Here is a 22,484-nt window from a genome sequence, read left to right on the forward strand (position 1 = left end):
GCTTACCGTCCCAATCAGCGGAACAAAGATCCGACCTATCTGCCGTCTTTACGGGTGAACCAGGCCAGTCAGGAGCCTTTTGGGGGTTCACATCGGATCTCTGGCTTCTTAGAGTCCCGACGTCCACACCTCATCGAGGAGGAGTGCATGAATCGCCGCAACCCACTCCGGGCCCTGGCGGCCCTTGTCGTCGCGACCACCGCCCTGGGCGTCCTGCCCGCGGCGGAAGCCGCGACGCTGCCGTCCGGACCAGGGACCGACCACGCCTACGACGACCCGTTCACCGCCGACCGGACGCGCTGGTGGCGCGACGACCGCTTCGGCCAGTTCATCCACTTCGGTGCGTACTCGCAGCTTCAAGGGAAGTACCAACGCCCAGATGGAAGCGTTTGCCAGGACGCCGAGTGGATCCAGCGGAACTGCCAGATCCCGCGCGCCGAATACGAGCAGATCGCCGCGAAGTTCAACCCGGCCGGGTTCGACGCGAACGCCATCGCGCAGTCGGCGAAGGACGCCGGGCAGAAGTACGTGGTGATCACGTCGAAGCACCACGAGGGCTACGCGATGTGGCCGACGAAGGTCAACAAGTTCAACCTCCGCGACCACTCGGCGTTCGACAAGAAGCGCGACATCCTCGCCGAACTGAAACGCGCGACGGCCGCGCGGGACGTGAAACTCGGTTTCTACTACTCGATCTGGGACTGGCACGACCCGGACTTCCCCGATCCGGCGACTTTCCCGAAGTACAAGGAGCGGATGTACGCCCAGCTCAAGGAACTCGTCGACAACTATCACCCGGCGGTGCTGTGGTTCGACGGCGAATGGAGCACCGACCGGCCCAACAACCCATGGACCGAAAAGGACGGTGAGGAGCTGGAGGCGTACGTTCGCAGCCTCGATCCGTCCATTGTGGTCAACAACCGCGTCGGCAAACGCCGGGTGGTCGACGGCGACACGGGAACTCCCGAACAGGAGATCCCGGACAAGCCGGTCGACGGGCAGTTGTGGGAGTCGTGCATGACCCTCAACGGCAGCTGGGGGTACACCGATTGGGACCACAACTGGAAATCCTCGGCGGATCTGACCAGGAAACTACTCTCGATCGCCGGCCGCAGCGGCAACTTCCTGCTCAACGTCGGACCCGATCGCAACGGCCGGGTGCCGCAGGAATCCATCGACAGGCTGAAGCAGATGGGCCAATGGCTGCGGACGAATGGCCACTCCGCCGCCGTCTACGGAGCGGGCGCGCCGGGGCTCGTCGCCGAACCGGGCTGGGGTGTGGTGAGTCGCCGGGGCGGCAAGCTTTACGCGTCGGTGTTCGACTGGCCCGCTTCGGGCGGTTCGCTGACGCTCGACACGGTGGCGCCTTTCCGGGTTCGCGACGCGCGGGTGCTCGGCAGCGGGCAGCGCGTGAAGGTCGAGCAGTCGCCCGGAAGCGTGAAACTCACGCCGTCGGGCGGCCGGACGAACGACGTCGCGACCGTCATCGAACTGAGTGTCGATCCGCTGCCCCAGGCCCCCGCCGGACGCGGGACCGGACTGACCGCCGAGTACTGGCCGAACGCGGACTTCACCGGGACACCGACGGTGCGCCGGATCGAGCCGGGCGTGAACCACAACTGGAAGTTCACCGGATCACCCGACGCGAAGATCCCGGCGGAGTCCTTCTCGTCGCGCTGGAGCGGCCGCGTCACCGCGCGGGACACCGGGAAGTACACGTTCACCACGGTTTCGGACGACACCGTGCGGCTGTGGGTCGACGGGAAACTCCTGATCGACAACACCACTCCACACGGCCCAAGTGTCGACAAAGCGACTCTGGACCTGGTCGCCGGGAAGTCGTACGCGATCCGGCTCGAACACACCGAACGAGGCGGTGAAGCATCGATGAAGCTGCTGTGGTCCAGTCCGAACACCCCTCAGCAGGTGATCCCTGCGCGGCAGCTGCACCCGGCGGGCTGAGCGTTCGGTACAGGTGGTCGTGAGTGGCGTTTCGGGTTCTCACCGAAACGCCACTCACGAGGGCTTGGCCAGCGTCCTTGCCCACCTGAGTACATGAAGGCCCCCTTCCTTGCGCCTAGCGCAGTGAAGGGGTCCTTCATGTACCTCGGCAAGGCGCGAAGGTCGAGTTTCCTCGGCTGAGCCGACCCACGCGACCAGGCGCTTATCCCGCGCTTACCCCCATCCGGGGCAGACTGGCCAGGTGAGAGTGCTGGTGGTGGAAGACGAGCGGCTCCTGGCGGACACGATCGCCGAGGGCCTGCGACGGTTCTCCATGGCCGTCGACGTCTGCTACGACGGCGCGCAGGCCCTGGACCGGGTGGGGGTGCACGGCTACGACGTCGTCGTGCTCGACCGGGATCTCCCCGTCGTGCACGGCGACGAGGTCTGCGCCGCGGTGATCAGGACCGGCGGCGAGGCCCGGGTCCTGATGCTGACCGCCGCGGCCGACGTCAACGACCGGGTCGCCGGGCTGGGTCTCGGCGCCGACGACTACCTGACGAAACCGTTCGCGTTCGCCGAACTCGTCGCGCGGGTGCAGGCGCTGTCGCGGCGCGCGCGGCCGGCGTTGCCGCCGGTGCTGCAACGCGGCGGTGTCGTCCTCGACCTGCCGCGTCACCAGGCGTCCCGCGACGGCCGGTTCCTTCCCTTGTCCCCCAAGGAATTCGCGGTACTGGAGGTGCTCATGCGCGCCGAAGGCAACGTGGTCAGCGCGGAGGAACTGCTGGAGAAGGCGTGGGACGAACACGCCGACCCGTTCACGAACGCCGTCCGGGTGGCGATGATGACGTTGCGGCGCAAACTCGGTGAACCACCACTGATCGAGACCGTGCCCGGCGCCGGTTACCGGTTCGGGTCGTGAAACCGCTCCGGCTCTCCGTCCGCACCAAGCTGACGGCGCTCTACGGCGGGGCGTTCCTGCTCGTCGGGCTCGCGTTGCTGATCGTCAACTACCTGCTGGTGAGCTCGACCCTGCCGGATACCGCCGCGTTCGCGAACGGAGCGACCGCGGGGAGCCGGTTCGAGATGGCCCAGCCGTATCCGATGGACGAGACGACCATCCTGCCCGTGGAGCGCGCTCAGGCCACGCAACTGGTCGCGACCTCGATCACCGAGTACCGCTCGGACGTCCTTTCGACGCTGCTGTGGCAATCGTTGGTGGCGCTGGCGATCGCGGGCGCGCTCGCGGTGCTGCTCGGCTGGCTGATGGCGAGCCGGGTGCTGCGGCCGCTGCACGCGATCACTTCGACCGCACGGAAACTCGAAGTCGAAAACCTCGACCGGCGCATCGATCTCGACGGCCCCGACGACGAACTCAAGGAACTCGCCGACACCTTCGACGGCATGCTCGACCGGCTCGCCGTGTCGTTCGACAGCCAGAAACGCTTCGTCGCCAACGCTTCCCACGAACTGCGGACCCCGCTCGCGGTGCAGCGCACGCTGGTCGAGGTGGCGATGGCCGATCCCGACGCGAGCCCCGAGGTCCGGAAACTCGGCGAGCACCTGATCTACACCAACGAACGCAGCGAACGGATGATCGAGGGCCTGCTCGTGCTGGCCCGCAGCGACCGCGGCCTGGCGGCACGCGGCCCCGTCCGGCTGGACGAGGTCGCGGCGACGGTGATCCGGTCCGCGGCGGCCATGGCCGAGGAAGCGGGGGTCACCGTGGAGTCGCGGCTACGGCCGCGGACGGTGTCCGGCGATCCCGTGTTGCTGGAGCGCCTGATCACGAACCTCGTGCACAACGCGATCACCTACAACCGCAAGGGTGGCTGGGTCCACGTCGACATCGGCGGCGACCCGGCGCTGGTGGTGCGCAACACCGGCCCGCAGGTGCCGCTGGACGCCGTACCCGCGCTGTTCGAGCCGTTCCGGCGGCTCTCGGGCGACCGGACCGGCGACTCCCGCAACGCCGGGCTCGGCCTGTCGATCGTCCGGTCCATCGCGAAGGCGCACAGCGGGACCGCCGGCGCGGAACCGGGCGGACGCGGCGGCGGACTCGTCGTCCGGGTGCGGCTTCCGTAGATTCCCCCGATCGTGACTGTGCGTGTCCAGCGCGTCACGCGGCGAGCCGCGTGTCGCCGTTACAGAATGCACTTGCCGTCATGAACAAAATAGTGAGCAGGACACATGACATCGGCGCGCCTCACACGTCAAGGCGACGCGCCGTTTTAACGTGGACACCCACAAAGGTGAAGAAGTCGGGGAGGCGAGAATGAGAGCGCTACGGGTGGTCGGGCTGCACGAGGACGGTAAGTCCATCGTGTGTGAAGACCCGGCGAGCCGCACGCGTTTCCTGCTCCCCGCGGATGAGAGGCTGCGAGCGGCGGCGAGGGGTGACATCACCCGCCTCGGCCAGATCGAGATCGAGTTGGAGAGCCAAATGCGGCCACGCGAGATCCAGGCACGAATCCGGGCCGGTGAGTCCGTGGAGCAGGTCGCGAGCGGCGCCGGCGTCACCGTGCAGCGCGTCGAGCGGTTCGCGTACCCGGTCCTGCTCGAGCGATCCCGCACCGCCGAACTGGCTCAGCGGGCGCATCCGGTCCGCGAGGACGGCCCCGACGTGCAGACGCTCGGCGAGGTCGTGGCGCATTCCTTCGGGCAGCGCGGACACGACTACAGCCAGGCGACCTGGGACTCCTGGCGAGGCGACGACGGCAAGTGGGTCGTCGTGCTGAGCTGGAAGGCAGGCCGTTCGGACAACCGCGCGCACTGGTCGTTCTCGCCCGGCGCGCACGGCGGCACCGTGCAGGCCCTCGACGAGAACGCCGAAGTCCTGCTCAACCCCAACGCCTACCGCGCCCCGCGCACGGTCCGGGCGCTGGACCCCGGCAGGGAAGCGGTCATCCAGCCCACCCTCGACAGCGTTGATGCGTTCTCAGCGGCAAAGGGTACTTCGAACGGGGTACCCGACGAGCCGGTCGCGAAGGTGATCGACGCGCCGATCGCGGAACCCGAAGAAGATGTCGAGCCACCACTTCCGGCTGACGAGCCGGAGGAAGTGGCCGAGCCAGCTCCACGGGCGAAGGGGAAGAAGAACCACCCCATCGTTCCATCCTGGGAAGACGTCCTACTGGGCGTCCGATCACAACGAGGTTGAATTCGCACGTAATGGCCCCTTCCGGTGGAGGGGCCATTACGTGCGTCCAGGGACCTGCACGATCAGGGATTTCGGCGCCACGAGGCAATACGCGTCGGTGACGATCCGCTCGATTTCGGTCCAGTCGACGTCGATGTCCAACCGGACCCCGAGCCAGCCCCGATGCCCGACGTACGGCGGCCGGAAGAACCGCTCCGGCTCGGCGCCCACCAGTTCCTCCTGCGCCCCGGGCGGCGCCGGGCACCAGAAGGCGACCTTGTCGTCGTGATGCCGGTCGGCGTACATGACGAACGTCTTCTTGCCGCGCACGAACCAGGTCGGCTCGCCGTGGCTGAGCCGCTCGGAGGTCTCCGGCAGCGCGAGACACAGGCGTCTGAGTGAATTGAGCGGGTCACCGGCCATGGATCTCAGTATCCTCGGACCAGGGGGATTCCATGCAGGATTGGTACGCACGCGCCGTCCGATTGCGTTTCCAGGTTTTCACGGGGGCGCCGTACGCTCATGTCTCGCCGATGGAGTGGCGGATCGACCCGGGGAATCTCCGCGGTATCGCCCTGAGCCGCGGCTACCTGGAGATCGCGCCGATGTTCCAGGGCTACCTGAGCTTCCGATTCGCGCCGCGGCACGTCCCGCCGGTCCCCGCCTTCGACGGACCGGACAGACCGGACAAGGACCGCGAACGCTGGCTGCTCAACCACCTGAGCGGCTCGGACGACGTCTGGATCAGCCTCAAGCACGCGAACCTCTCCGCCCGGCGTGTCGCGGAGGTCGCCGAGACGGAGGGCCTGCGTGTCGCGGCCGACTTCACCGATCCGAACGACCGGGTCCTCCTGCTCAGCCGGGATCCGTCACCGCCGCGGCTTCCACTGCCCGCACCCACGGGACTCCGGTTCCGCTACGCCTGGCTGAACCACATCGCACCCGTCTGCGTCCTCGTCCTCCTCTGCGCGGCGGCGGTGATCGCCGGAATGCCGTCGGACCACGAAGCTCCGATCGTCGGCCTCCTGTTCACGGCGGCTCTCGCCGGTGCCATCCCGGCCGCTTTCATCACCAGCCTCTTCCCGCGCACCATCCGCGTCGGCTGGCTCGCCCGGGAATTCGACGGGAGCCTCCACGTGGGATTCGCGATGCGCTCCTATCAGATTCCCGCCGACCTGGTGGTGCAGATCGCCGCGTATCACGGCTATGAGCTTTACGGACAGTCTGCGACACAGGCGGGTGGGCTGAGTCTCAAGTTCTACAAACGCGTGTGACACGACGAGCCGATCGGCACCGTTTTCGATCTTTAGAAGACGACGATCAGCACGCCGATCCACGCGATCACGATTCCCGCGGCCGCGCCGAAGGACGCCCACCGCACGATCGGCACCCGCCGCGCGAGCCACAGCGAGGGCGTGATCCCGGCGGTGACGACGACGGACGCGAGCAGTGCGAGCCAGCCGTTGGTCTCCCGCGCGAGGGTGTTCGCCAGCGCCAGCATCGCCACGACGACCACGGCCGCGATGAACGCGGAGACGGTCAGCCCGGTCAGCCACGGCGTCGGTTCCCCGGCGGGATCCGGGGTGCCGAAAAGCCGCCGCGCGAGTTCGCTGCGGGGCGCGGGGGTGGGCGGGTCGACGATCACGCCGTCGCCGGAGACGGGGTCGACGTACCGCACCGAGGTGCCCATCGTGGCGGCGACCCGCTGGGCGAGCTGGCGGCCACGCTGGGAAACCACGGAAGCGGCCTCGGTGCCGGAGGAGCCGACGGCGGACGCGACGCGGGCCCATTCGTGCAACGCCTGCGCGAGATCCGAACCGATCGCGAGTGAATGCGGGTCCACCTCGTGCGTGCTGTCGCCGCCACGCCCGGCCAGCACCGCACGTCCCTCACGGATCCGCAATTCCATGGGTTCTCCTCGTGATCGCCTCGGGTGCTCACGATAGCGGTGGACGCGTCTCGTAGAACGCGATCGCGCCCGCCGTGGCGACATTCAGCGAATCGACGCCTTCGGGCATCGGGATCCGCACCGCTACGTCGGCGGCGGCGATGGCCTCGTCGGTCAGGCCGGGGCCCTCGGCTCCCAGCATCAGCGCCACCTTCCCCGGGGTCTGGTCGCGTAACTGGCGCAGCGAAACGGAATCCGCACGAGGAGTGAGGGCCGCGATACGGAAACCGCGTTCCCGCAGCAGTTCCAGGTCACCGGGCCAGGATCCGACGGTGGCGAACGGCACGCGCAGGACGTGCCCCATCGAAACGCGGACGCTGCGCCGGTACAGCGGGTCGGAGCAACCGGCGCCGAGCAGGATCCCGTCGACCCCGAGCGCGGCCGCGTTGCGGAACAGCGAACCGAGATTCTCGTGGTCACCGACGCCTTCGAGGACGGCGAGCACGCGTGCGCCCTTGATGACGTCCTCGACCGTCGGCGACGGGACCGGCCGGTCCGCGACGGCCAGTATCCCGCGATTCAGGTGGAAGCCGACCACTTCGGCCATCGTCTCGGCCGACGTCACATAACCGGGGACGTCGACGCGGGCCAGGTCGCCGCCCAGTTCCCGGAACCGCCGTTCCACGCCGAGCAGGGCGCGGACCGGATAGCGGGAGTTGAGCAGCCGCTCGACCACGACGGTGCCTTCGGCGATCACAAAGCCACGCCCACCCGGCCTATCGGGACGCCGATCGGCTGTGGACAAGTCGCGGAAATCGTCGAGCCGCGGGTCGTCGCGGTCGTCGATGGTGATCAGTTCAGCCACCAGGAGAGTGTGTCATCCGCCCGCTGCGCGCCGTTTGCGTCCGATCGTCCACGGGTAAGTGGTACGAATGGATGTATTTTGCTGTCAGTTAACCCCTAGTGACAGAGAGCACCAGTTTGGCCGCTAGCCGGGCGACAGCGAGGCGTGAAACCGTTGGGCCGCCTGGCAGTCCCGCCTGGATCCCGCGGAGCGTGGCCAATGAGGAGCTCGACGAACATGGGTAAGAATCTTTCGGCGGACCCCTGTGAGCCGCAGGATCGCGGACGTTACCGCCGGAAGGTACAGCGCTGCCTCGACACCTTGGCCCGGATGCTCACCGATGGCAGTTTTTCCTTCCCGCGCAAGAATATCGGGCTCGAGGTGGAACTCAACCTCGTCGACGCGGAGCTGCGCCCGTCGATGACGAACACGACGGTGCTCGAGGCGCTGAACGATCCTTCGTTCACCACCGAGCTCGGTCAGCACAACCTGGAGCTCAACGTGCCGCCGCGGCCGCTGGCAGGCGAGTCCGCGCTGCAACTGGAGGACGACCTCCACGCGTATCTGGGCGCAGCCTCGCGCAAGGCGGAGGAATCCGGCGCCTCGCTGGCGATGATCGGCATCCTCCCGACGCTGCGGCACGAGCATTTCGATCAGAAGTGGCTCACCAACAACGCCCGGTATTCGCTGCTCAACGACCGGATCTTCGCCGCGCGCGGCGAGCGCACCGTGCTCTCGATGGAGGGTGCGCCGCTGCCCGGAAGACAGCCCGAGCGGCTGCGCAGTTACTCCGAATCGATCCTCCCCGAGGCCGCCTGCACCTCCGTCCAGCTGCATCTTCAGGTGGCGCCGGAGGAGTTCGCGGCGCACTGGAACGCGGCACAGGCACTGGCGGGCGTCCAGATCGCGGTGGGCGCGAATTCGCCGTTCCTGCTCGGCAAGGCGCTCTGGCACGAGACGCGGATCCCGCTGTTCCTGCAGGCCACGGACACCCGGCCGGAGGAGTTGAAGAACCAGGGCGTGCGGCCGAGGGTGTGGTTCGGCGAGCGGTGGATCACCTCGATTTTCGACCTGTTCGAGGAGAACGTCCGGTACTTCCCCGGCTTGCTGCCCGAGACCGACCGCGAGGATCCGATCGAGGCGCTCGACTCCGGGCAGGCCCCGAAACTCACCGAACTGCGGATGCACAACGGCACCGTCTGGCGCTGGAACCGGCCGGTCTACGACGTCGTCGACGGCCTGCCGCATCTGCGGGTGGAGAACCGCGTGCTGCCCGCGGGCCCGACCGTCGTCGACATGGTCGCGAACGCCGCCTTCTTCTATGGCGCGCAACGGGCCCTCGCCGAAGCCGACCGTCCAGTGTGGACACAGATGTCCTTCCAGGCGGCCGAGGAGAACATGTACGCGGGGGCGCGCCGGGGCTTCGACGCGCAGCTGTACTGGCCGGGGATCGGCTGGATCCCGCCGGACGAGCTGGTGCTGCGGGTCCTGCTGCCGCTGGCGCACGAGGGACTACGCCGATCGGATGTTTCGGACGAGGCGAGAGAGCGCTATCTGGGCATCATCGAGCAGCGGTGTCTCACCAGGCGGACCGGCGCGGCGTGGCAGCGGGAGTACGTCCTGCGCGCGGAGGAGCGCGGCGCCGAGCGGGAAACCGCGCTGCACCGGATGCTGGGCCGGTACCTGGAGCTGTCGGCCACGGAGACTCCGGTGCACACGTGGTCGCTTGAGGCTTAGAGTCATCTCCCAGGGAGGTGGCTCGTGCCCAAGATCATCGGCCGGTCGCTGGAGGAGCACCGGCGCGAGGTCCGCAGCAGGGTGTTCGACGTCCTGCGCGGGCAGCTGTACGAGCGCGGGTTCGACGCGATCACGCTCGCGGGTGTCGCCGCCGAAGCGGGCCTCGGCCGCACGGCGATGTACAACCACTTTCCGGACAAGGAAAGCCTGCTGGTCGCCTTCGTCGAGGATGAGGCGACGCGATACGTCGAACGGCTGACGGCGGCCGTCGCGACCGCGGACACCCCGGTCGAGAAGCTTTCGACGTTCGTCCGACTGCAACTGCGGGTGCTGGCCGAGTACCACCTGCCGCCGGGGACGGCGCTCGCGTCAGCGCTGGCGCCCGCCGCGTACCGGCGGATCAGCGCGCACGCCGACCCCATCACCGGCCAGCTGCGCGAGATCCTCGCCGAGGGCGTCCCGGAGGAGGATCCCGACGTGCTGATCCCGATGATCACCGCCGCGCTCGGCAGCCGCCAGGTCGTCGACGTGCCACCCGAACAGCTGGACGACGCGATCGAAGGAGCGGTCCGATTCGTGCTCAGAGCGGTCGGGATGACCGAAGACCCGAAAAATTAGGGTAGCCTAACCCGCGATTGTGCCTTACGCTCTTTCTGACAGCATGTCAGATCGATGCTTGGAGGCTCTGTCCATGCCGGTGACCACCGACGTCGAATCCGGGCCGTTCTCCGCGACCCTGCGCGCCTCCACCTTGCCCGCCCACGAGCGGGCCAACCACTCCGAATACATGAACGCGCTGCTCGGCGGCGAACTCTCGCTCGAGGGATACACCCGGCTGGCGATCCAGTACTACTTCATCTACCAGGCCATCGAGCAGGCCGCCGACAAGCTGTCGGAGGACCCGGTGGCTGGCAAGTTCGTCTTCGAGGAACTGCGACGGCTGCCGAGCCTCGAACGCGACCTCGAACACCTCGTCGGCCAGGACTGGCGCGAGACCGTCCGCCCGCTGCCCTCGACCGAGCGGTACGCGCGGCGTGTCGCCGAGGCGTCGGACTGGTCCGGCGGGTTCGTCGCCCACCACTACACGCGCTACCTCGGCGACATCGCCGGCGGCCAGGTCATCCGGCGGCTGCTGGAGCGCAAGTACGAGCTCACCGAAGCGGGGTCGCTGTTCTACCACTTCGACAAGCTGGGCAGCGCGCCCAAGTTCCGGGACAACTACCGCGAACAGCTGAACTCGGCGCCGTGGACCGAGAACGAGCGCGCGCGGCTCATCGAGGAGGCGATCGTGGCCTTCGAGTGCAACATCGCGGTGTTCGACGAGCTGGCGAGCGAGCTGGACGCGTACCGGGCCGCTTGACCTCTTGGGTGACGCCCGGCCTCGGTCCCGCGCGCCATCCCGGTCTCCTTTCCCGATGGCGGAGCGGGTCGCGGGGTAGGGCAGGCCCCACCCCGCGACCGGCGGCCCACCGGATCCCTTTACCCCGGGGAAATCCCTAGTTTTCAGCACATGTTCCGAATCGCGGCCACCGCCGCACTGCTGACCATCACGACGGTCTTGACGGCTCCCGCCGCCCAAGCGGCCACGCCCGCCTCCGCGGCGGGCGTCTTCGACGAGATCCTCCCGCGAAGCCTTGCCGAGCACCACATTCCCGGCGCCGCCGTGGTGGTCGTCGAAGGCGGCAAGACGGTGTTCTCCGCAGGCTACGGAGTGTCCTCTGTGGACACTCAGGTCAAGGTGGACCCGGAGCGCACCGGGTTCCTGATCAACTCCGTCGGCAAGTCGATCGCCGCCACGGCCGCGATGCAACTCGTCGAACAGGGCAAGCTGGCGCTGGACGCCGACGTCAACACGTATCTGAAGTCGTTCAAGATCCCCGAAACCTTCCCCGGCCGCCCGGTCACCCTGTTCTCCCTGCTGACCCACACCGCGGGTTTCGAAGACCGCGTGTACCGGATGTTCACGCCGCGGGACGAGAAACTGCCATCGCTCGCGGAACACCTCGCGAACGAGATGCCCACGCGCGTCCGCCCACCCGGCGAGGTCGCCATCTATTCGAACTACGGCTTCGCGCTGGCCGGGCATCTCGTGGAACTGGCGTCGGGACAGTCCTATGCGGACTACGTGCGGCAGCACATCTTCGAGCCGTCGGGCATGAAGGACAGCAGCGTCGCCCAGCCCACTCCCGACATGCCACTGGCGACCGGCTACCGCTGGGACGGCTCGGCACAGGTCGTCCCACCGGCGAACTTCGGCCCCGAACCGCCCGCCGGTGACGGGAACGTCGCCACTCCGGCCGACATGGGCCGCTACCTGTCCGCGAACCTCGTTCCCGGCACGTTCAGCCGCCCGTTGCTCGACCAGTTGCACGGCGCGCGGTTCCGCAACGACCCGCGGCTGCCCGCGATGGGGTTCGGCTTCTCCGAGCGGTATCTGAACGGCCTGCGCCTGGTGGAGAAGACCGGCGACTCGCCGGGGTTCCTCAGCGTGCTCGAACTGATCCCGGAGAAGAACACCGGCGTGTACCTGGCATTCAACGGCGGCGCGTTCTCCGGCGACGCCGCCGCGGTCACCGCCGAGGTACTGAAGGCCTTCGTCGACCGGCTCCAGCCCGCCGCTCCCGTTCCCGCGCCCGTGGCGCTCGCGGGTGACGTCTCACGGTTCGAAGGCAGCTACAACAACACCCGGCTGGACTACGACAGCTTCACGAAGGTCCGCGCGCTCGCGGGCGGTATCACGGTGACCGCGGACGGCGACGGCGCGCTGACGACATCCGGTCTCGGCGAGGGCACCCGGCGATGGACGCAGACCGAGCCCGGGCTGTTCACCGACGTGGCGGGCGAGCGGATCGCTTTCCGCGACTCCGGCGGTCAGGTCCTGCTCTTCGCCGGTGACGACCCGAACTCCTCCTACGAACGCATGTCGTGGCTCGAATCGTCCTCCACCCACCTGCTGATCCTCGGGATCGCGCTGCTGCTCCTGCTGGGCGCGCTGGTGTTCTGGCCGATCCGCGCGTTCGTCCGGCGCGGCCGGGAACGGAACCCGTCGGGCGCCCGGTTCGCGACCGTCGCCGCCTGGTCCGCGGCACTGGCCGTCCTGCTGTTCACAGCCGGCTTCGCCCTCCTCATGAGCGATCTGAGTGCCGCCGCCGTCGCGCTGACCTCCGGGCACTCCCCCTTGCTGAGCGTCACCTTGCTCCTGCCGGACGTCGTCCTGCTCCTGACCGGCGCCGCCGTCGTCTGCACGGCACTCGCGTGGCTCCGCGGCTGGTGGAACACCCCCGCCAGGATCACCTACACGGTGGTTTCCGTGGCCTTGACGGCCTTCCTCGGGGTGATCGCCTCCTATCATCTGGTCGGGCTGCCCTACCTGGCTCGATGACCGCCGTCACATCGCCTTGACCTCCAGCTAACTGGAGCTAGCAGGGTGGGTTTCAGGCGGTGGTCCCAACGGGTACAGCCGCTACGAACGGGTCGTTCCACCTGGGGAGAAACGCGGCGCCCCCGGTCGCCGCGAACGGGTGAAGACGACTAAGTTCGTCCTTGGAAACTTGTGTCGAAGACAGAAGGAGGGCCGATGGCCCGCTACGTGCTCCCCGATCTCGACTATGACTACAGCGCCCTGGCGCCGCACATCTCCGGCGAGATCAACGAGCTGCACCACAGCAAGCACCACGCGACCTACGTCAAGGGCGCGAACGACACGCTCGACAAGATCGCCGAGGCCCGCGAGGCCGGCAACTTCGGCGACATCGTCGGCCTGCAGACCACGCTGGCGTTCCACCTCGCCGGGCACGCCAACCACGTCGTGTGGTGGAAGATCCTCTCCCCGGAAGGCGGCGACAAGCCGACCGGCGAGCTGGCCTCCGCGATCGACGAGGCGTTCGGCTCCTTCGACAAGTTCAAGGCGCAGTTCACCGCGGTCGCCACCACGATCCAGGGCAACGGCTGGGCCGCGCTCTCCTGGGACCCGATCGGCAAGACGCTGATCACCCAGCAGCTGCGTGACCACCACAACAACCTGGTCCTGCCGACCACGCCGATCCTGCTGGTCGACGTCTGGGAGCACGCGTTCTACCTGGACTACAAGAACGTGAAGCCGAAGTACGTCGAGGCCCTGTGGAACATCTTCAACTGGGCCGAGATCTCCAAGCGGTTCGACAACGCCGTCGCCGGCGGCAACGGCCTGCTGCTCGGCTGATCTTCTCGCCACGACACGGGGCTCTCCCTAACCGGGAGGGCCCCGTTTTTCGTCTTGACCTCCAGCACGGTCGAGGTGTCAAGGTTGACGCATGGACGTCGCCGCATACCTCGATCGACTCGGAGTCGACAGGCCCGCCACCGCGGACGTCGCCGCGCTGCGGACGCTGCAGGAGCACCATCTCGCGACGGTGCCGTTCGAGAACCTGAGCATCCACCTCGGCGAGCCGATCGTCCTGGACACCGAGGCGCTGTTCGACAAGATCGTCCGGCGGCGCCGCGGCGGCTTCTGTTACGAGCTGAACGGGCTCTTCGCCGCCTTGCTGCGGGAACTGGGCTTCGACGCCGTCCTGAGGGCGGCGAAGGTCTTCCGGCCGGACGGCACCCTCGGGCCGCCGTTCGACCACGCCGTCGTCAGCGTCGAACTGGACGAGCCGTGGCTGGCCGACGTCGGTTTCGGCCGGTTCAGCCGGTTCCCGCTGCGGCTGTCCGCCACCGAGGCGCAGGCCGACCCGGAGGGCGAGTTCCTGGTCCTCGACGCGCCCCACGGCGACATCGACGTCCTCCAGGACGGCAAGCCCCAGTACCGGATCGAGCGGCGGCCGCGGGCGCTGGACGAGTTCGTCCCGACGTCGTTCTGGCAGGCGACGTCACCCGACTCGCATTTCACGCGGGGACCGACCTGTTCGCTGCCGGCCAGGCACGGCCGGGTCACGCTGGCGGGTGACAAGCTGATCGTCACGACCCACGGCGTCCGCGAGGAAACCAGGCTTTCGAGTGACCAGGAGATCCTCGAGGCCTACCGGAAGGAATTCGGGATCGAACTCGACCGGGTGCCTTGACCGAATCGGCATGGTCATCGACCATGAACCCGCCGGAATGAACGAAGCCCCGCCTCCGGGGGTGACCCGGTTGCGGGGCTTCGTCCGTTCCCGAACTGACTGCCGCTCCCACCACGAAGCGGACATGTATGAGGTTAGCCTAACCTCATCTCCTCGGGCAAGGGGTACGGCCGAGAGACGCCGATCTCACCCTTCCGAGTGACGGCAGACTGTCCTCATGAGTCTTCTGAGCGGCAAGGCCGTGGTCGTCACCGGCGCCGGACAAGGCCTGGGCAGGGCATTCGCGCATCACGCGGCGTCGCAGGGCGCGGCGGTCGTGGTGAACGACGTCGAAGCGGGGCTCGCGGACGAGGTCGCGAGGGAGATCCGCGCGCTGGACGGGCGCGCCGTGTCCAACGGCGGCTCGGTCGCCGATGCCGAGCAGGCCGCCGGGCTGATCGACCGGTGCGTCGCCGAATTCGGCAGGCTCGACGGCCTGGTCAACAACGCCGGCGTCAACTACCGGGCCGACCCCTGGGCGGACGACCCGGCCCGGATGCGGGAAGTCGTCGAAGTCAACGTGCTCGGCCCGCTCTTCTGCGGGACCGCCGCCGCGAAAGTACTGCGCGACCAGGGCGGCGGGGTGATCGTGAACGTGGGCTCCGGCTCGATGATCGGCCAGCGCCGCGCGGCCGCGTACTCGGCCTCGAAAGGCGCCGTCGCCTCCATGACCGCGTCCTGGGCGGCCGATCTGGCCGAACACGGCATCCGGGTCAACGCCGTCGCGCCGGTGGCCTGGACGCGGATGGCCCGGAACGACCCGACCGTCGTCCAGACCCCGGAGCACACCCCGGAACGGGTGGCGCCGCTGGTGACGTACCTGCTCAGCGACCTTTCGGCGGGGGTCACCGGGCAGATCCTCCGGTTCCGCGGCGACATCCTGTGCGTGCTTCGGCAGACCGCGATCAAGGACCCTGTCCTCGAACGCGACGCCTGGACCGCCGAAGACATCGCGGACGCGGTGGGCGGCGATCTGCGGGAGGCGCTGGAGCCGCCTCCCTCGGCCAGGTGGAAGTGACCGTTTTCGAGGCGCCGACCTGCGTCGATCCGCTAGCGTGCGCGCGTGACCACATGGGGTGTCAAAGGTTTCCTGGCGATCGTGATCGCCGGACTCTGCGCGGGGTGCATGACGAAGGCCGACACCTACGAAGAAGGGCTCGGGCCGAAGGAACTCCCCAAGGAATGGCCGACGGCGAACGGCCGTCCCCTGCGCCCGGTGCCGATGCCGTCCGGGGAGTTCCTGCTGGCGCTGCCGCAGGAGACCGCGGCCCAGGTGCTGTGCCAGGCGATCCCGGCGGACCGCTGGAAAGTACTGATGAGCGGCGACGTCGCGCGCGAGGTGGAGCACGGCGAGTCGTGCCACGCCGTCGGCCTGGACAGCTGGGTGCGGATCTCCTTGAACCGGACCGCCGTGGCCGACTCGCCCGGGCTGGGCACACGCAAGGAGGTGACCGTCGCCGGACGCCCGGCGACGGTCGTCCTAGGCGGTTCACCGTCCTTTGTGGAGGCCAAACTCTCCGACACCGATGTGCGCGTGCTGCGGATCGAGACCAGCTGGACGCGTGTCCCGCCGCAGCACGACCAGAGCGAAAGCCTGCTGCTCGGGCTGACCGAGGCGGTACTCGGCGGCGCTTTCGGCCCCGGCCCGAAACTGCCAGCCGCGAACGAACGTGACGTCATCGAACGGAAACCCGTCGAGCCGGGCGCGGGCATCCTCGACGCTCCGCTGCCCGAGATCTCGTGGAAACTGTGCACGCAGATCCAGCGCGCGCTCGGCCTTCCCGCCGAGGCCACGGAGCCGTACTCCGACGGGAAATGCACGGCCACCGCGACGGACGACTCGCCCATCCGGGTCGAGCACGCCGTCCTCCGGACGGAGCCGCGAGGTGAACCGGTGGCTGGTCGTCCGGCTTCGGCTAGCGGCGGGCAGTTGAGCGTTCTGTTGACGGACAACGGTTCCGGGCAGGGGCTGCGGTTCTCGTGGCGGGATCGCTCGGAGGTGGAACTACGGGAACTGGCGGGCAAGATCTTGCCGCCACTACTGGGCAGTTGACGGGGAGTCGAACGTGTCGTGGTGTGGGGCCGGTGTCGCTTCTGCGTGGGCGTTCTGCTGGTAGTGAGGGCCTCTTTGCCTACTCTGACGGTAGTGAAGGAGGCTTTCGCTGCCGTCGGATGTGGTTCCTGGTGACAGTGGGACGGCTGTGACCTCGACTCGCGTGCTTGGGGACGTGGCTCGCGTGTCTGGATGCCGCACTCGGGTGTGCGGAGTCCGAACACGCGAGTTACGTCTTTAAACACGCGAGTTACGTCTTTGAACACGCGAGTTCCGGGTCTGAGCACGCGAGTGCGGTGTCGCGCCACCCAGCCCGCCGTCTCGCCCGAGACACGACACGTTTGCCTTACCCCTCAAGGGAAAGAGGCCGGATGCCACGACGTCCTCGAGTATCGACACCTACGCGCGTTCGAAGAGCCGCTGCTCGTCGTCCCGGACGCTCTCGCCTGGTGCTGGCAGCGTGGGGCCATTGGAAGACACGCGCGAGAGAAATGGTGGATACGCGAAACCCGGCCCACCCACCGTCCGGAAGGCTGCCGGGTCCACTTCGCCGGTTTACTAACCAGCGCTGATCGAAGTCAGCCGCACCCCTTCCCGAAGGCCCACCCTCCGCATCCACCCATCGGGTTGGCGTTTCGCCGGACAGCGGGCGTCCGACGGGCTAGTTTCTCCCCGTGGCCACCCCGCACGACTACCGCGCCATCGCGCGCAAGACCGACCGTCCGATGTGGATCTGGGCGGGTTGCGCGCTGACCAGTGTCCTGCTGTTGTTCGGTGTAGGGATCGTCGTCGCCATCACCGTGCTGAACGAAAACGACGAGCCCGAGGCCAAGCTGCCCGCGGTCTGGCCGTCCACGTCCGGGCAGGCGCTCCGCCCGGTCCTGATGCCGACGGGTGAGATGGTGGCCGCGCTGACGGACGAGACCGGCGCGCAGGTGCTCTGCCAGGCGATCCCGGAGCAGCGCTGGGAGGAGATCCTCGGCGGCCCGACGCTCCTTGAAGCGGGAAGGTCCTGTCACGCGGTCACGGCGAAGCTCGACGTCAGCGCGCAGATGATCGCCGCGCTGCCCGAGGACACGAGCCGGGGCATGCCCACGAGGACCACCGTCGCGGGCAAGCTCGCGGTCATCGCCACGGACAAGGACGGCACCAGCCTGAGCGTCGAGCTCGTCGAGGTCGCGCCGCACAACGGCGCCTCGCCGGTGCTGCACGTCTCCGTTCGCGGCAGGATCACCGAGAGCCCTGGATCGGAAGAGAAGGCGAGAGCGCTAGCCGAGGCGCTGATCGCCGGCGCCATGCCGTCTGGGCCGAAGTTGCCGAAAATCGGCGAAGACGGCGAGATCCCACTGGAGAAGACCGAGCCGGGCCCGATCAAGGACCGGCCGCTGCCGGTGATCTCGTGGCTGTTGTGCGGCGAACTCGGCCGCGCGCTCGGCGTGCCCGCCGACAAGGCGAAGCCGAACTTCTTCGCCGCGTGCGAGCTGAACGGCGTGACCGCGGATTACAGCGCGCTGTCCTCGGCTGTCGTCCCGACCACGACCATCGCGGGGCTGCCCGCCCAGGTCGACGGGCGGGGAGTCGTCGTGCAGCTCACCGACGATCCCGACGGGCAGACGCTGAAGTTCAAGGGAACCGGCGATCTCCCGGCGCTCGCCGAGAAGATGGTGCCGCCGCTGCTCGGCCGTTAGACCCGGTAATTCGACAAGAGGTCGCCGAGCAGGCTCTCGTACGCCTTCCGGTCGAATCGGGCCCCGGTGAACGAGAACTCCTGGTCGGGGTCGAAAGGCTCGTAGTCGTACTGGTGGCCGAAAGCCCGCCACTCGACCACGCCATCGCCGAAGACGACCTCGACGCTGTACCCGCCGCAACCCAAGTCGCCGCACAGCGGGCAGAAGAGCAGCGCGACACGGCCGTCGTCGAAATCGCCGGGCAGGTGGCCGAGCAACCGCGAAAGCGTCTCGACCGCCGACTCACGCCACCGTTCGTCGTGCAGGAACAACGGAGTCTGCTCCTGCACGGGAACCATCGAGCGCAGCGCGACGCCGTCGATCGTCCAGTCCAGGAAGCGGGCCTCACCGTCGTTCCAGGACGTCACCGACGGCTCGACACCGAGCCTGTTCACACCCGTTCCCGCTTCAGCACGCGCAACCCGTTCCCGAACCGCCGCACCGGCAGGCTCACCCCGCCGCGCCGGATCAGCACGACGGCGCAGACCACGGCGGCGATCGCCGAGATCGCACCGCCGATGTAGAACGGCGAGCGGCCGCCGAAGGCGTGGGCCATCCAGCCGGTCATCGGGCCGCCGACGGGGTTGCCGCCGATCAGCACCAGCACGTACAGGCCCATCACGCGGCCGCGCATCTCCGGGCTGACCGCGGTCTGCACCAGCGCGTTCGCCGTGTTCAGGAAGGTGATCGTGGCGAAACCGAGCGGGATCAGCGCGAGGCCGAAGGTCAGGTACGTCGGCATGAACGCGGTGATCACCTCGAACGCGCCGAGCAGGAACGCCGAGATCAGCAGCAGCCGCACGCGAGGACCGCCGCGGGTGTTGCGGCGGGCCGACATCAGCGCGCCGGTGAAGGTGCCGACGGCGACGAGTGTCGACAGCAGGCCGTAGCCGTCGGCGTTGGTGTGGAAGACGTTCGCGGCCACGATCGGCAGCGAGGTGAAGTACGTGATGCCGAACGTGCTCACGAAGAACACCAGCACCATCACGGTCATCAGGTCACTGCGCCGCCGGACGTACCGCAGGCCCTCGACGAGTTGCCCCTTCTCGCGCGGGATGGCTGGGCCGCGGAAGAGCTTGTCCGGATTCATCATCACCAGCGCGGCGATGACGGCGCCCGTGCTCACCGCGTTCGCCATGAACAGCCAGCCGGTGCCGACCCAGGTGATCGCGAAACCCGCGATGGCCGGGCCGACGATACGGGCCATGTTGAAGATCGACGAGTTGAGCGCGACGGCGTTGGTGACCTTGTCCCTGCCGACCATCTCGGCGACGAACGACTGCCGCGCGGGCACTTCCAGTGAAGCCGTCACGCCCAGCGTGAAGCAGAGGAGATACACGTGCCAGAGCGCGGCGATCCCGCTCAGGTCGAGTGCGCCGAGGACGACCGCCTGCGCCAGCACGGCGATCTGGATGCCGATCAGCAGCCGCCGCTTGTCGACGCGGTCGGCAAGCACCCCGGCCCACAGCGAGAGGAACAGCGTCGGCAGGAACTGGAGCGCGACCGCGATACCGAGCGCGATCGGGTCGTTGCCGCTGAGGGTGAACACCAGCCAGTCCTGCGCGATGCGCTGCATCCAGGTGCCGATGTTCGAGATGACCTGGCCGGTGAAGAAGAGCCGGTAGTTACGGACCTTCAGCGAGGAGAACATGCTCCCGCGCGGCTTCTCGGGCGCGGGAGGCGGTGGTGGAGCGGGTTCCCGGGTAACGGTGGTCTTCGAAGGACACTGTGTTTCGTTACCCGTGGTCGTCACCGCTGTTAGTTCCCCGCCATCCTGTCGATGATCTCGGCGGCGCGAGAGAGCACTTCGCGTTCTTCGGCGCTCAACTCCGCCAATTGCTTGTCCAGCCAGATCTCCCGCGCGGTGATCTGCTCGATCACGTAGGCCCGGCCGCGATCGGACAACTCGACGATGGCCTGGCGGCCGTCGGTCGGATGCGGCCTGCGCTCGACGTAACCCATCTCCTCGAGCGCGGCGATCACCCTCGTCATCGAGGGTGGCTGGACGCCTTCCTTCGCGGCGAGCTGGCCAGGGGTCAGCGCACCGCATTTGTGCAGCGTCGACAACGCGGAAACCTGGGTCAGCGAGATGCCGTCACCGGCCCGCTGGGCCCGCAGCCGTCGATTGAGCCGCACCACCGCGAGACGCAGGCGGCTCGCCAATGAGCGCTCGTGCGTGTCTCCGGACATATAGTTAGCTTACCTCACGATCGGGTCGTCGGCCCGTGAGATCGCCCACGGCTGGCAAAACCGCTGGTCAGCCGAACGCGGCCTGGATCGGCCCGACCGCGAAGTAGGCCACGAACATCACCGCGATACCCCACATCAGCGGGTGCACGCCCTTCGCCTTCCCGGTGACCAAGCGGATGACGACGTAGCTGACGAAGCCGGCGCCGATGCCGTTCGCGATCGAGTAGGTGAACGGCATGATCACGATGGTCAGGAACGCGGGCAGCGCGATGGTGAAGTCGGAGAAGTCGATCTCCTTGACCTGGCTCATCATCAGCGCGCCGACGACGACCAGCGCCGGAGCGGCGGCCTCGACCGGGACGACCTGGTAGAGCGGGGTCAGGAACATGGCCGCGATGAAGAGCACGCCCGTGACGACGTTCGCGAGCCCGGTCCGGGCGCCCTCCGCGATACCGGACGCGGATTCGACGAAGACGGTGTTCGAACTCGACGACGCGAAGCCACCCGCCACCGCGGCGGTGCCGTCGACGAACAGGGCCTTGCCGACGTTCGGGAGTTTGCCGTCCGGCGGGAGCAGGCCGCCTTCCTTCGCCAGCCCGGTCATCGAGCCCATGGTGTCGAAGAAGTCCGCCAGCACCAGCGTGAACACCAGCAGCACGACGGTGATGATCGGCAGCCGCGTCCAGGCGCCGAAGGAGATGTCGCCGACCAGCGAGAGGTCCGGCATGCCGAGTACCTGATCCGGCAGCGCCGGGTAGCCGAGGTTCCAGCCCAGCGGGTTGACGCCCTTCGACGGGCCGACCTTGGTGATCGCCTCGACGACGATCGCCAGCACGGTCGAGGCGAGCACACCGATCAGGATCGCGCCCTTGACCCGCTTCGCCACCAGGATGCCGGTGACCAGCAGGCCGACGACGAACACCAGCGTCGGCCACGACGCGATCGAACCGTTGATGCCGAGCCCAACCGGCACGGTGGTCTTCGCGTCGTCCGGGACGCGGCGGACGAATCCGGCGTCGACCAGGCCGATCAGGCAGATGAACAGGCCGATGCCGACCGCGATCGCGGATTTCAGCGGCGGCGGCACGGCGTTGAACACCGCCGTCCGGATGCCGGCGAAGACCAGCAGGACGATGACCAGCCCCTCGATCACCACCAGGCCCATCGCCTCGGGCCAGGTCATCTGGGAGGCGAAGGTGACCGCGATCAGGCTGTTGATGCCGAGGCCGGTGGCGATGGCGAACGGGTAGTTCGCGACCAGGCCCATGATGATGGTCAGCACCCCGGCGACCAGCGCGGTCACCGCGGCGACCTGCGGCACGGGGAGGATGTTGCCGAGGACGTCCTTGTGCGCGCCCGCGTCGTCCGCGGAGAAGCTGCCGAGGATCAGCGGGTTGAGGACGACGATGTAGGCCATCGTGAAGAAGGTGACGATCCCGCCGCGGACCTCACGCCCCGGTGTCGAGCCGCGCTCGCTGATCTTGAAGAACCGGTCCAGTGTGGACCGGGTGCGCTGCTCCGCCATCGCGTACCACCCTTCGCCCGTTGCCGGGTACCCTTCCCCACGTGGGCGAATCGATCAATTCCGGGGAAGTAAACGGTTCATTGCGGCCAACGCCGGAGCTGCCGAAGCGGCTGACCGACCTGACGCCGGTCGTGATCGTAGGTACCTCGCTCTGGGCGGTCGCGACCGTGGTCCTGTTCTTTGTGACCGACGGCATCTGGGTGCAGACGGCGTTCTCCGGCCTCGTGCTCGGCTTCGTCGGGCTCGCGATCATCGCCTGGCAGCGCGCCGCCGCCCGCCGGGGCTCGAAGGGCGCCCAACGCTTCTAGCTTTCCCCCGCAATTCGTCACCTACTTGCGATGGGTGTGCTCCGCACACGG

22 protein-coding genes are annotated in these 22,484 nt (G+C 68.1%); 15 read left to right on the forward strand and 7 right to left on the reverse strand.

What is annotated here, in order from left to right:
- Positions 1 to 147: 147 nt before the first annotated feature.
- The 4 genes from ACLJO0_RS28190 to sepH all read left to right on the forward strand — a co-directional run bounded on the left by ACLJO0_RS28190 (position 148) and on the right by sepH (position 5,101).
- Positions 148 to 1,962: an alpha-L-fucosidase gene (locus tag ACLJO0_RS28190; protein ID WP_410581585.1), complete on the forward strand. Its 1,815-nt coding sequence runs from the start codon at positions 148 to 150 to the stop codon at positions 1,960 to 1,962.
- A 241-nt stretch (positions 1,963 to 2,203) separates the two neighbouring features.
- Positions 2,204 to 2,863, forward strand: a complete 660-nt coding sequence (locus ACLJO0_RS28195; RefSeq protein ID WP_410581586.1) for a response regulator transcription factor — start codon at positions 2,204 to 2,206, stop codon at positions 2,861 to 2,863.
- On the forward strand, positions 2,860 to 4,026 hold the full coding sequence (locus ACLJO0_RS28200) for an ATP-binding protein (RefSeq protein WP_410581587.1): 1,167 nt from the start codon (positions 2,860 to 2,862) through the stop codon (positions 4,024 to 4,026). Before ACLJO0_RS28195 ends, ACLJO0_RS28200 begins: the two co-directional genes overlap by 4 nt.
- Before the next feature lie 190 nt (positions 4,027 to 4,216).
- The gene (gene sepH / locus ACLJO0_RS28205; RefSeq protein WP_410581588.1) at positions 4,217 to 5,101 is read left to right on the forward strand and encodes a septation protein SepH; all 885 of its coding nucleotides are present in this window, start codon (positions 4,217 to 4,219) and stop codon (positions 5,099 to 5,101) included.
- Between the two features lie 36 nt (positions 5,102 to 5,137).
- On the opposite strand, the gene ACLJO0_RS28210 is transcribed toward sepH, so the two are convergent.
- Positions 5,138 to 5,503 (reverse strand): MmcQ/YjbR family DNA-binding protein, encoded by a 366-nt coding sequence (locus tag ACLJO0_RS28210; RefSeq protein WP_410581590.1) that lies wholly within the window; start codon positions 5,501 to 5,503, stop codon positions 5,138 to 5,140.
- 110 nt (positions 5,504 to 5,613) lie between these two features.
- Between ACLJO0_RS28210 and ACLJO0_RS28215 the strand changes: the two genes are divergently transcribed.
- Entirely contained in the window at positions 5,614 to 6,354 is a 741-nt protein-coding gene (locus ACLJO0_RS28215) for a hypothetical protein (RefSeq protein WP_410581591.1), read from the forward strand.
- A 32-nt stretch (positions 6,355 to 6,386) separates the two neighbouring features.
- Here the strand turns inward: ACLJO0_RS28215 and ACLJO0_RS28220 are convergent, their stop codons facing one another.
- Together ACLJO0_RS28220 and ACLJO0_RS28225 are read right to left on the reverse strand one after the other, a co-directional pair.
- A complete protein-coding gene (locus ACLJO0_RS28220; RefSeq protein ID WP_410581593.1) occupies positions 6,387 to 6,989 on the reverse strand; it encodes a DUF2537 domain-containing protein in 603 nt (200 codons plus the stop codon).
- A gap of 28 nt (positions 6,990 to 7,017) precedes the next feature.
- Entirely contained in the window at positions 7,018 to 7,833 is an 816-nt protein-coding gene (locus ACLJO0_RS28225) for a TrmH family RNA methyltransferase (RefSeq protein WP_410581595.1), read from the reverse strand.
- Positions 7,834 to 8,049: 216 nt separating this feature from the next.
- On the opposite strand from ACLJO0_RS28225, the gene ACLJO0_RS28230 reads away from it, so the two are divergent.
- The 9 genes from ACLJO0_RS28230 to ACLJO0_RS28270 all read left to right on the forward strand — a co-directional run bounded on the left by ACLJO0_RS28230 (position 8,050) and on the right by ACLJO0_RS28270 (position 18,371).
- Entirely contained in the window at positions 8,050 to 9,549 is a 1,500-nt protein-coding gene (locus tag ACLJO0_RS28230; protein ID WP_410581596.1) for a glutamate-cysteine ligase family protein, read from the forward strand.
- A gap of 24 nt (positions 9,550 to 9,573) precedes the next feature.
- Complete coding sequence (locus ACLJO0_RS28235) at positions 9,574 to 10,167, forward strand: TetR/AcrR family transcriptional regulator (RefSeq protein WP_410581598.1); 594 nt, start codon at positions 9,574 to 9,576, stop codon at positions 10,165 to 10,167.
- 73 nt (positions 10,168 to 10,240) lie between these two features.
- Positions 10,241 to 10,909: a heme oxygenase (biliverdin-producing) gene (locus ACLJO0_RS28240; protein ID WP_410581600.1), complete on the forward strand. Its 669-nt coding sequence runs from the start codon at positions 10,241 to 10,243 to the stop codon at positions 10,907 to 10,909.
- Positions 10,910 to 11,059: 150 nt separating this feature from the next.
- Positions 11,060 to 12,931, forward strand: a complete 1,872-nt coding sequence (locus ACLJO0_RS28245) for a serine hydrolase domain-containing protein (protein ID WP_410581602.1) — start codon at positions 11,060 to 11,062, stop codon at positions 12,929 to 12,931.
- Positions 12,932 to 13,126: 195 nt separating this feature from the next.
- Complete coding sequence (locus ACLJO0_RS28250; RefSeq protein ID WP_037317970.1) at positions 13,127 to 13,750, forward strand: superoxide dismutase; 624 nt, start codon at positions 13,127 to 13,129, stop codon at positions 13,748 to 13,750.
- A gap of 91 nt (positions 13,751 to 13,841) precedes the next feature.
- Positions 13,842 to 14,591, forward strand: coding sequence for an arylamine N-acetyltransferase family protein (locus tag ACLJO0_RS28255; RefSeq protein WP_410581604.1), 750 nt, complete (start codon positions 13,842 to 13,844; stop codon positions 14,589 to 14,591).
- A 217-nt stretch (positions 14,592 to 14,808) separates the two neighbouring features.
- On the forward strand, positions 14,809 to 15,648 hold the full coding sequence (locus ACLJO0_RS28260; RefSeq protein WP_410581606.1) for an SDR family NAD(P)-dependent oxidoreductase: 840 nt from the start codon (positions 14,809 to 14,811) through the stop codon (positions 15,646 to 15,648).
- Between the two features lie 45 nt (positions 15,649 to 15,693).
- A complete protein-coding gene (locus tag ACLJO0_RS28265; protein WP_410581608.1) occupies positions 15,694 to 16,683 on the forward strand; it encodes a hypothetical protein in 990 nt (329 codons plus the stop codon).
- Between the two features lie 674 nt (positions 16,684 to 17,357).
- Positions 17,358 to 18,371 (forward strand): hypothetical protein, encoded by a 1,014-nt coding sequence (locus tag ACLJO0_RS28270; protein ID WP_410581610.1) that lies wholly within the window; start codon positions 17,358 to 17,360, stop codon positions 18,369 to 18,371.
- Here ACLJO0_RS28270 and ACLJO0_RS28275 read toward each other — a convergent pair.
- The 4 genes from ACLJO0_RS28275 to ACLJO0_RS28290 form a co-directional block, all read right to left on the reverse strand.
- Positions 18,368 to 18,805, reverse strand: coding sequence for a hypothetical protein (locus ACLJO0_RS28275; RefSeq protein ID WP_410581612.1), 438 nt, complete (start codon positions 18,803 to 18,805; stop codon positions 18,368 to 18,370). The two genes, ACLJO0_RS28270 and ACLJO0_RS28275, sit on opposite strands and share 4 nt — an antisense overlap.
- Positions 18,802 to 20,061 (reverse strand): MFS transporter, encoded by a 1,260-nt coding sequence (locus ACLJO0_RS28280; protein ID WP_410581613.1) that lies wholly within the window; start codon positions 20,059 to 20,061, stop codon positions 18,802 to 18,804. Before ACLJO0_RS28280 ends, ACLJO0_RS28275 begins: the two co-directional genes overlap by 4 nt.
- Before the next feature lie 107 nt (positions 20,062 to 20,168).
- Positions 20,169 to 20,600: a MarR family winged helix-turn-helix transcriptional regulator gene (locus ACLJO0_RS28285; RefSeq protein ID WP_037317984.1), complete on the reverse strand. Its 432-nt coding sequence runs from the start codon at positions 20,598 to 20,600 to the stop codon at positions 20,169 to 20,171.
- Between the two features lie 67 nt (positions 20,601 to 20,667).
- Positions 20,668 to 22,125 (reverse strand): NCS2 family permease, encoded by a 1,458-nt coding sequence (locus ACLJO0_RS28290; protein WP_410581615.1) that lies wholly within the window; start codon positions 22,123 to 22,125, stop codon positions 20,668 to 20,670.
- An 80-nt stretch (positions 22,126 to 22,205) separates the two neighbouring features.
- On the opposite strand from ACLJO0_RS28290, the gene ACLJO0_RS28295 reads away from it, so the two are divergent.
- Positions 22,206 to 22,433 (forward strand): DUF2530 domain-containing protein, encoded by a 228-nt coding sequence (locus ACLJO0_RS28295; RefSeq protein ID WP_125791618.1) that lies wholly within the window; start codon positions 22,206 to 22,208, stop codon positions 22,431 to 22,433.
- The last annotated feature ends 51 nt before the right edge of the window (positions 22,434 to 22,484 follow it).

It is taken from the genome of Amycolatopsis sp. lyj-108 (assembly GCF_046549005.1).
GTDB lineage: Bacteria > Actinomycetota > Actinomycetes > Mycobacteriales > Pseudonocardiaceae > Amycolatopsis.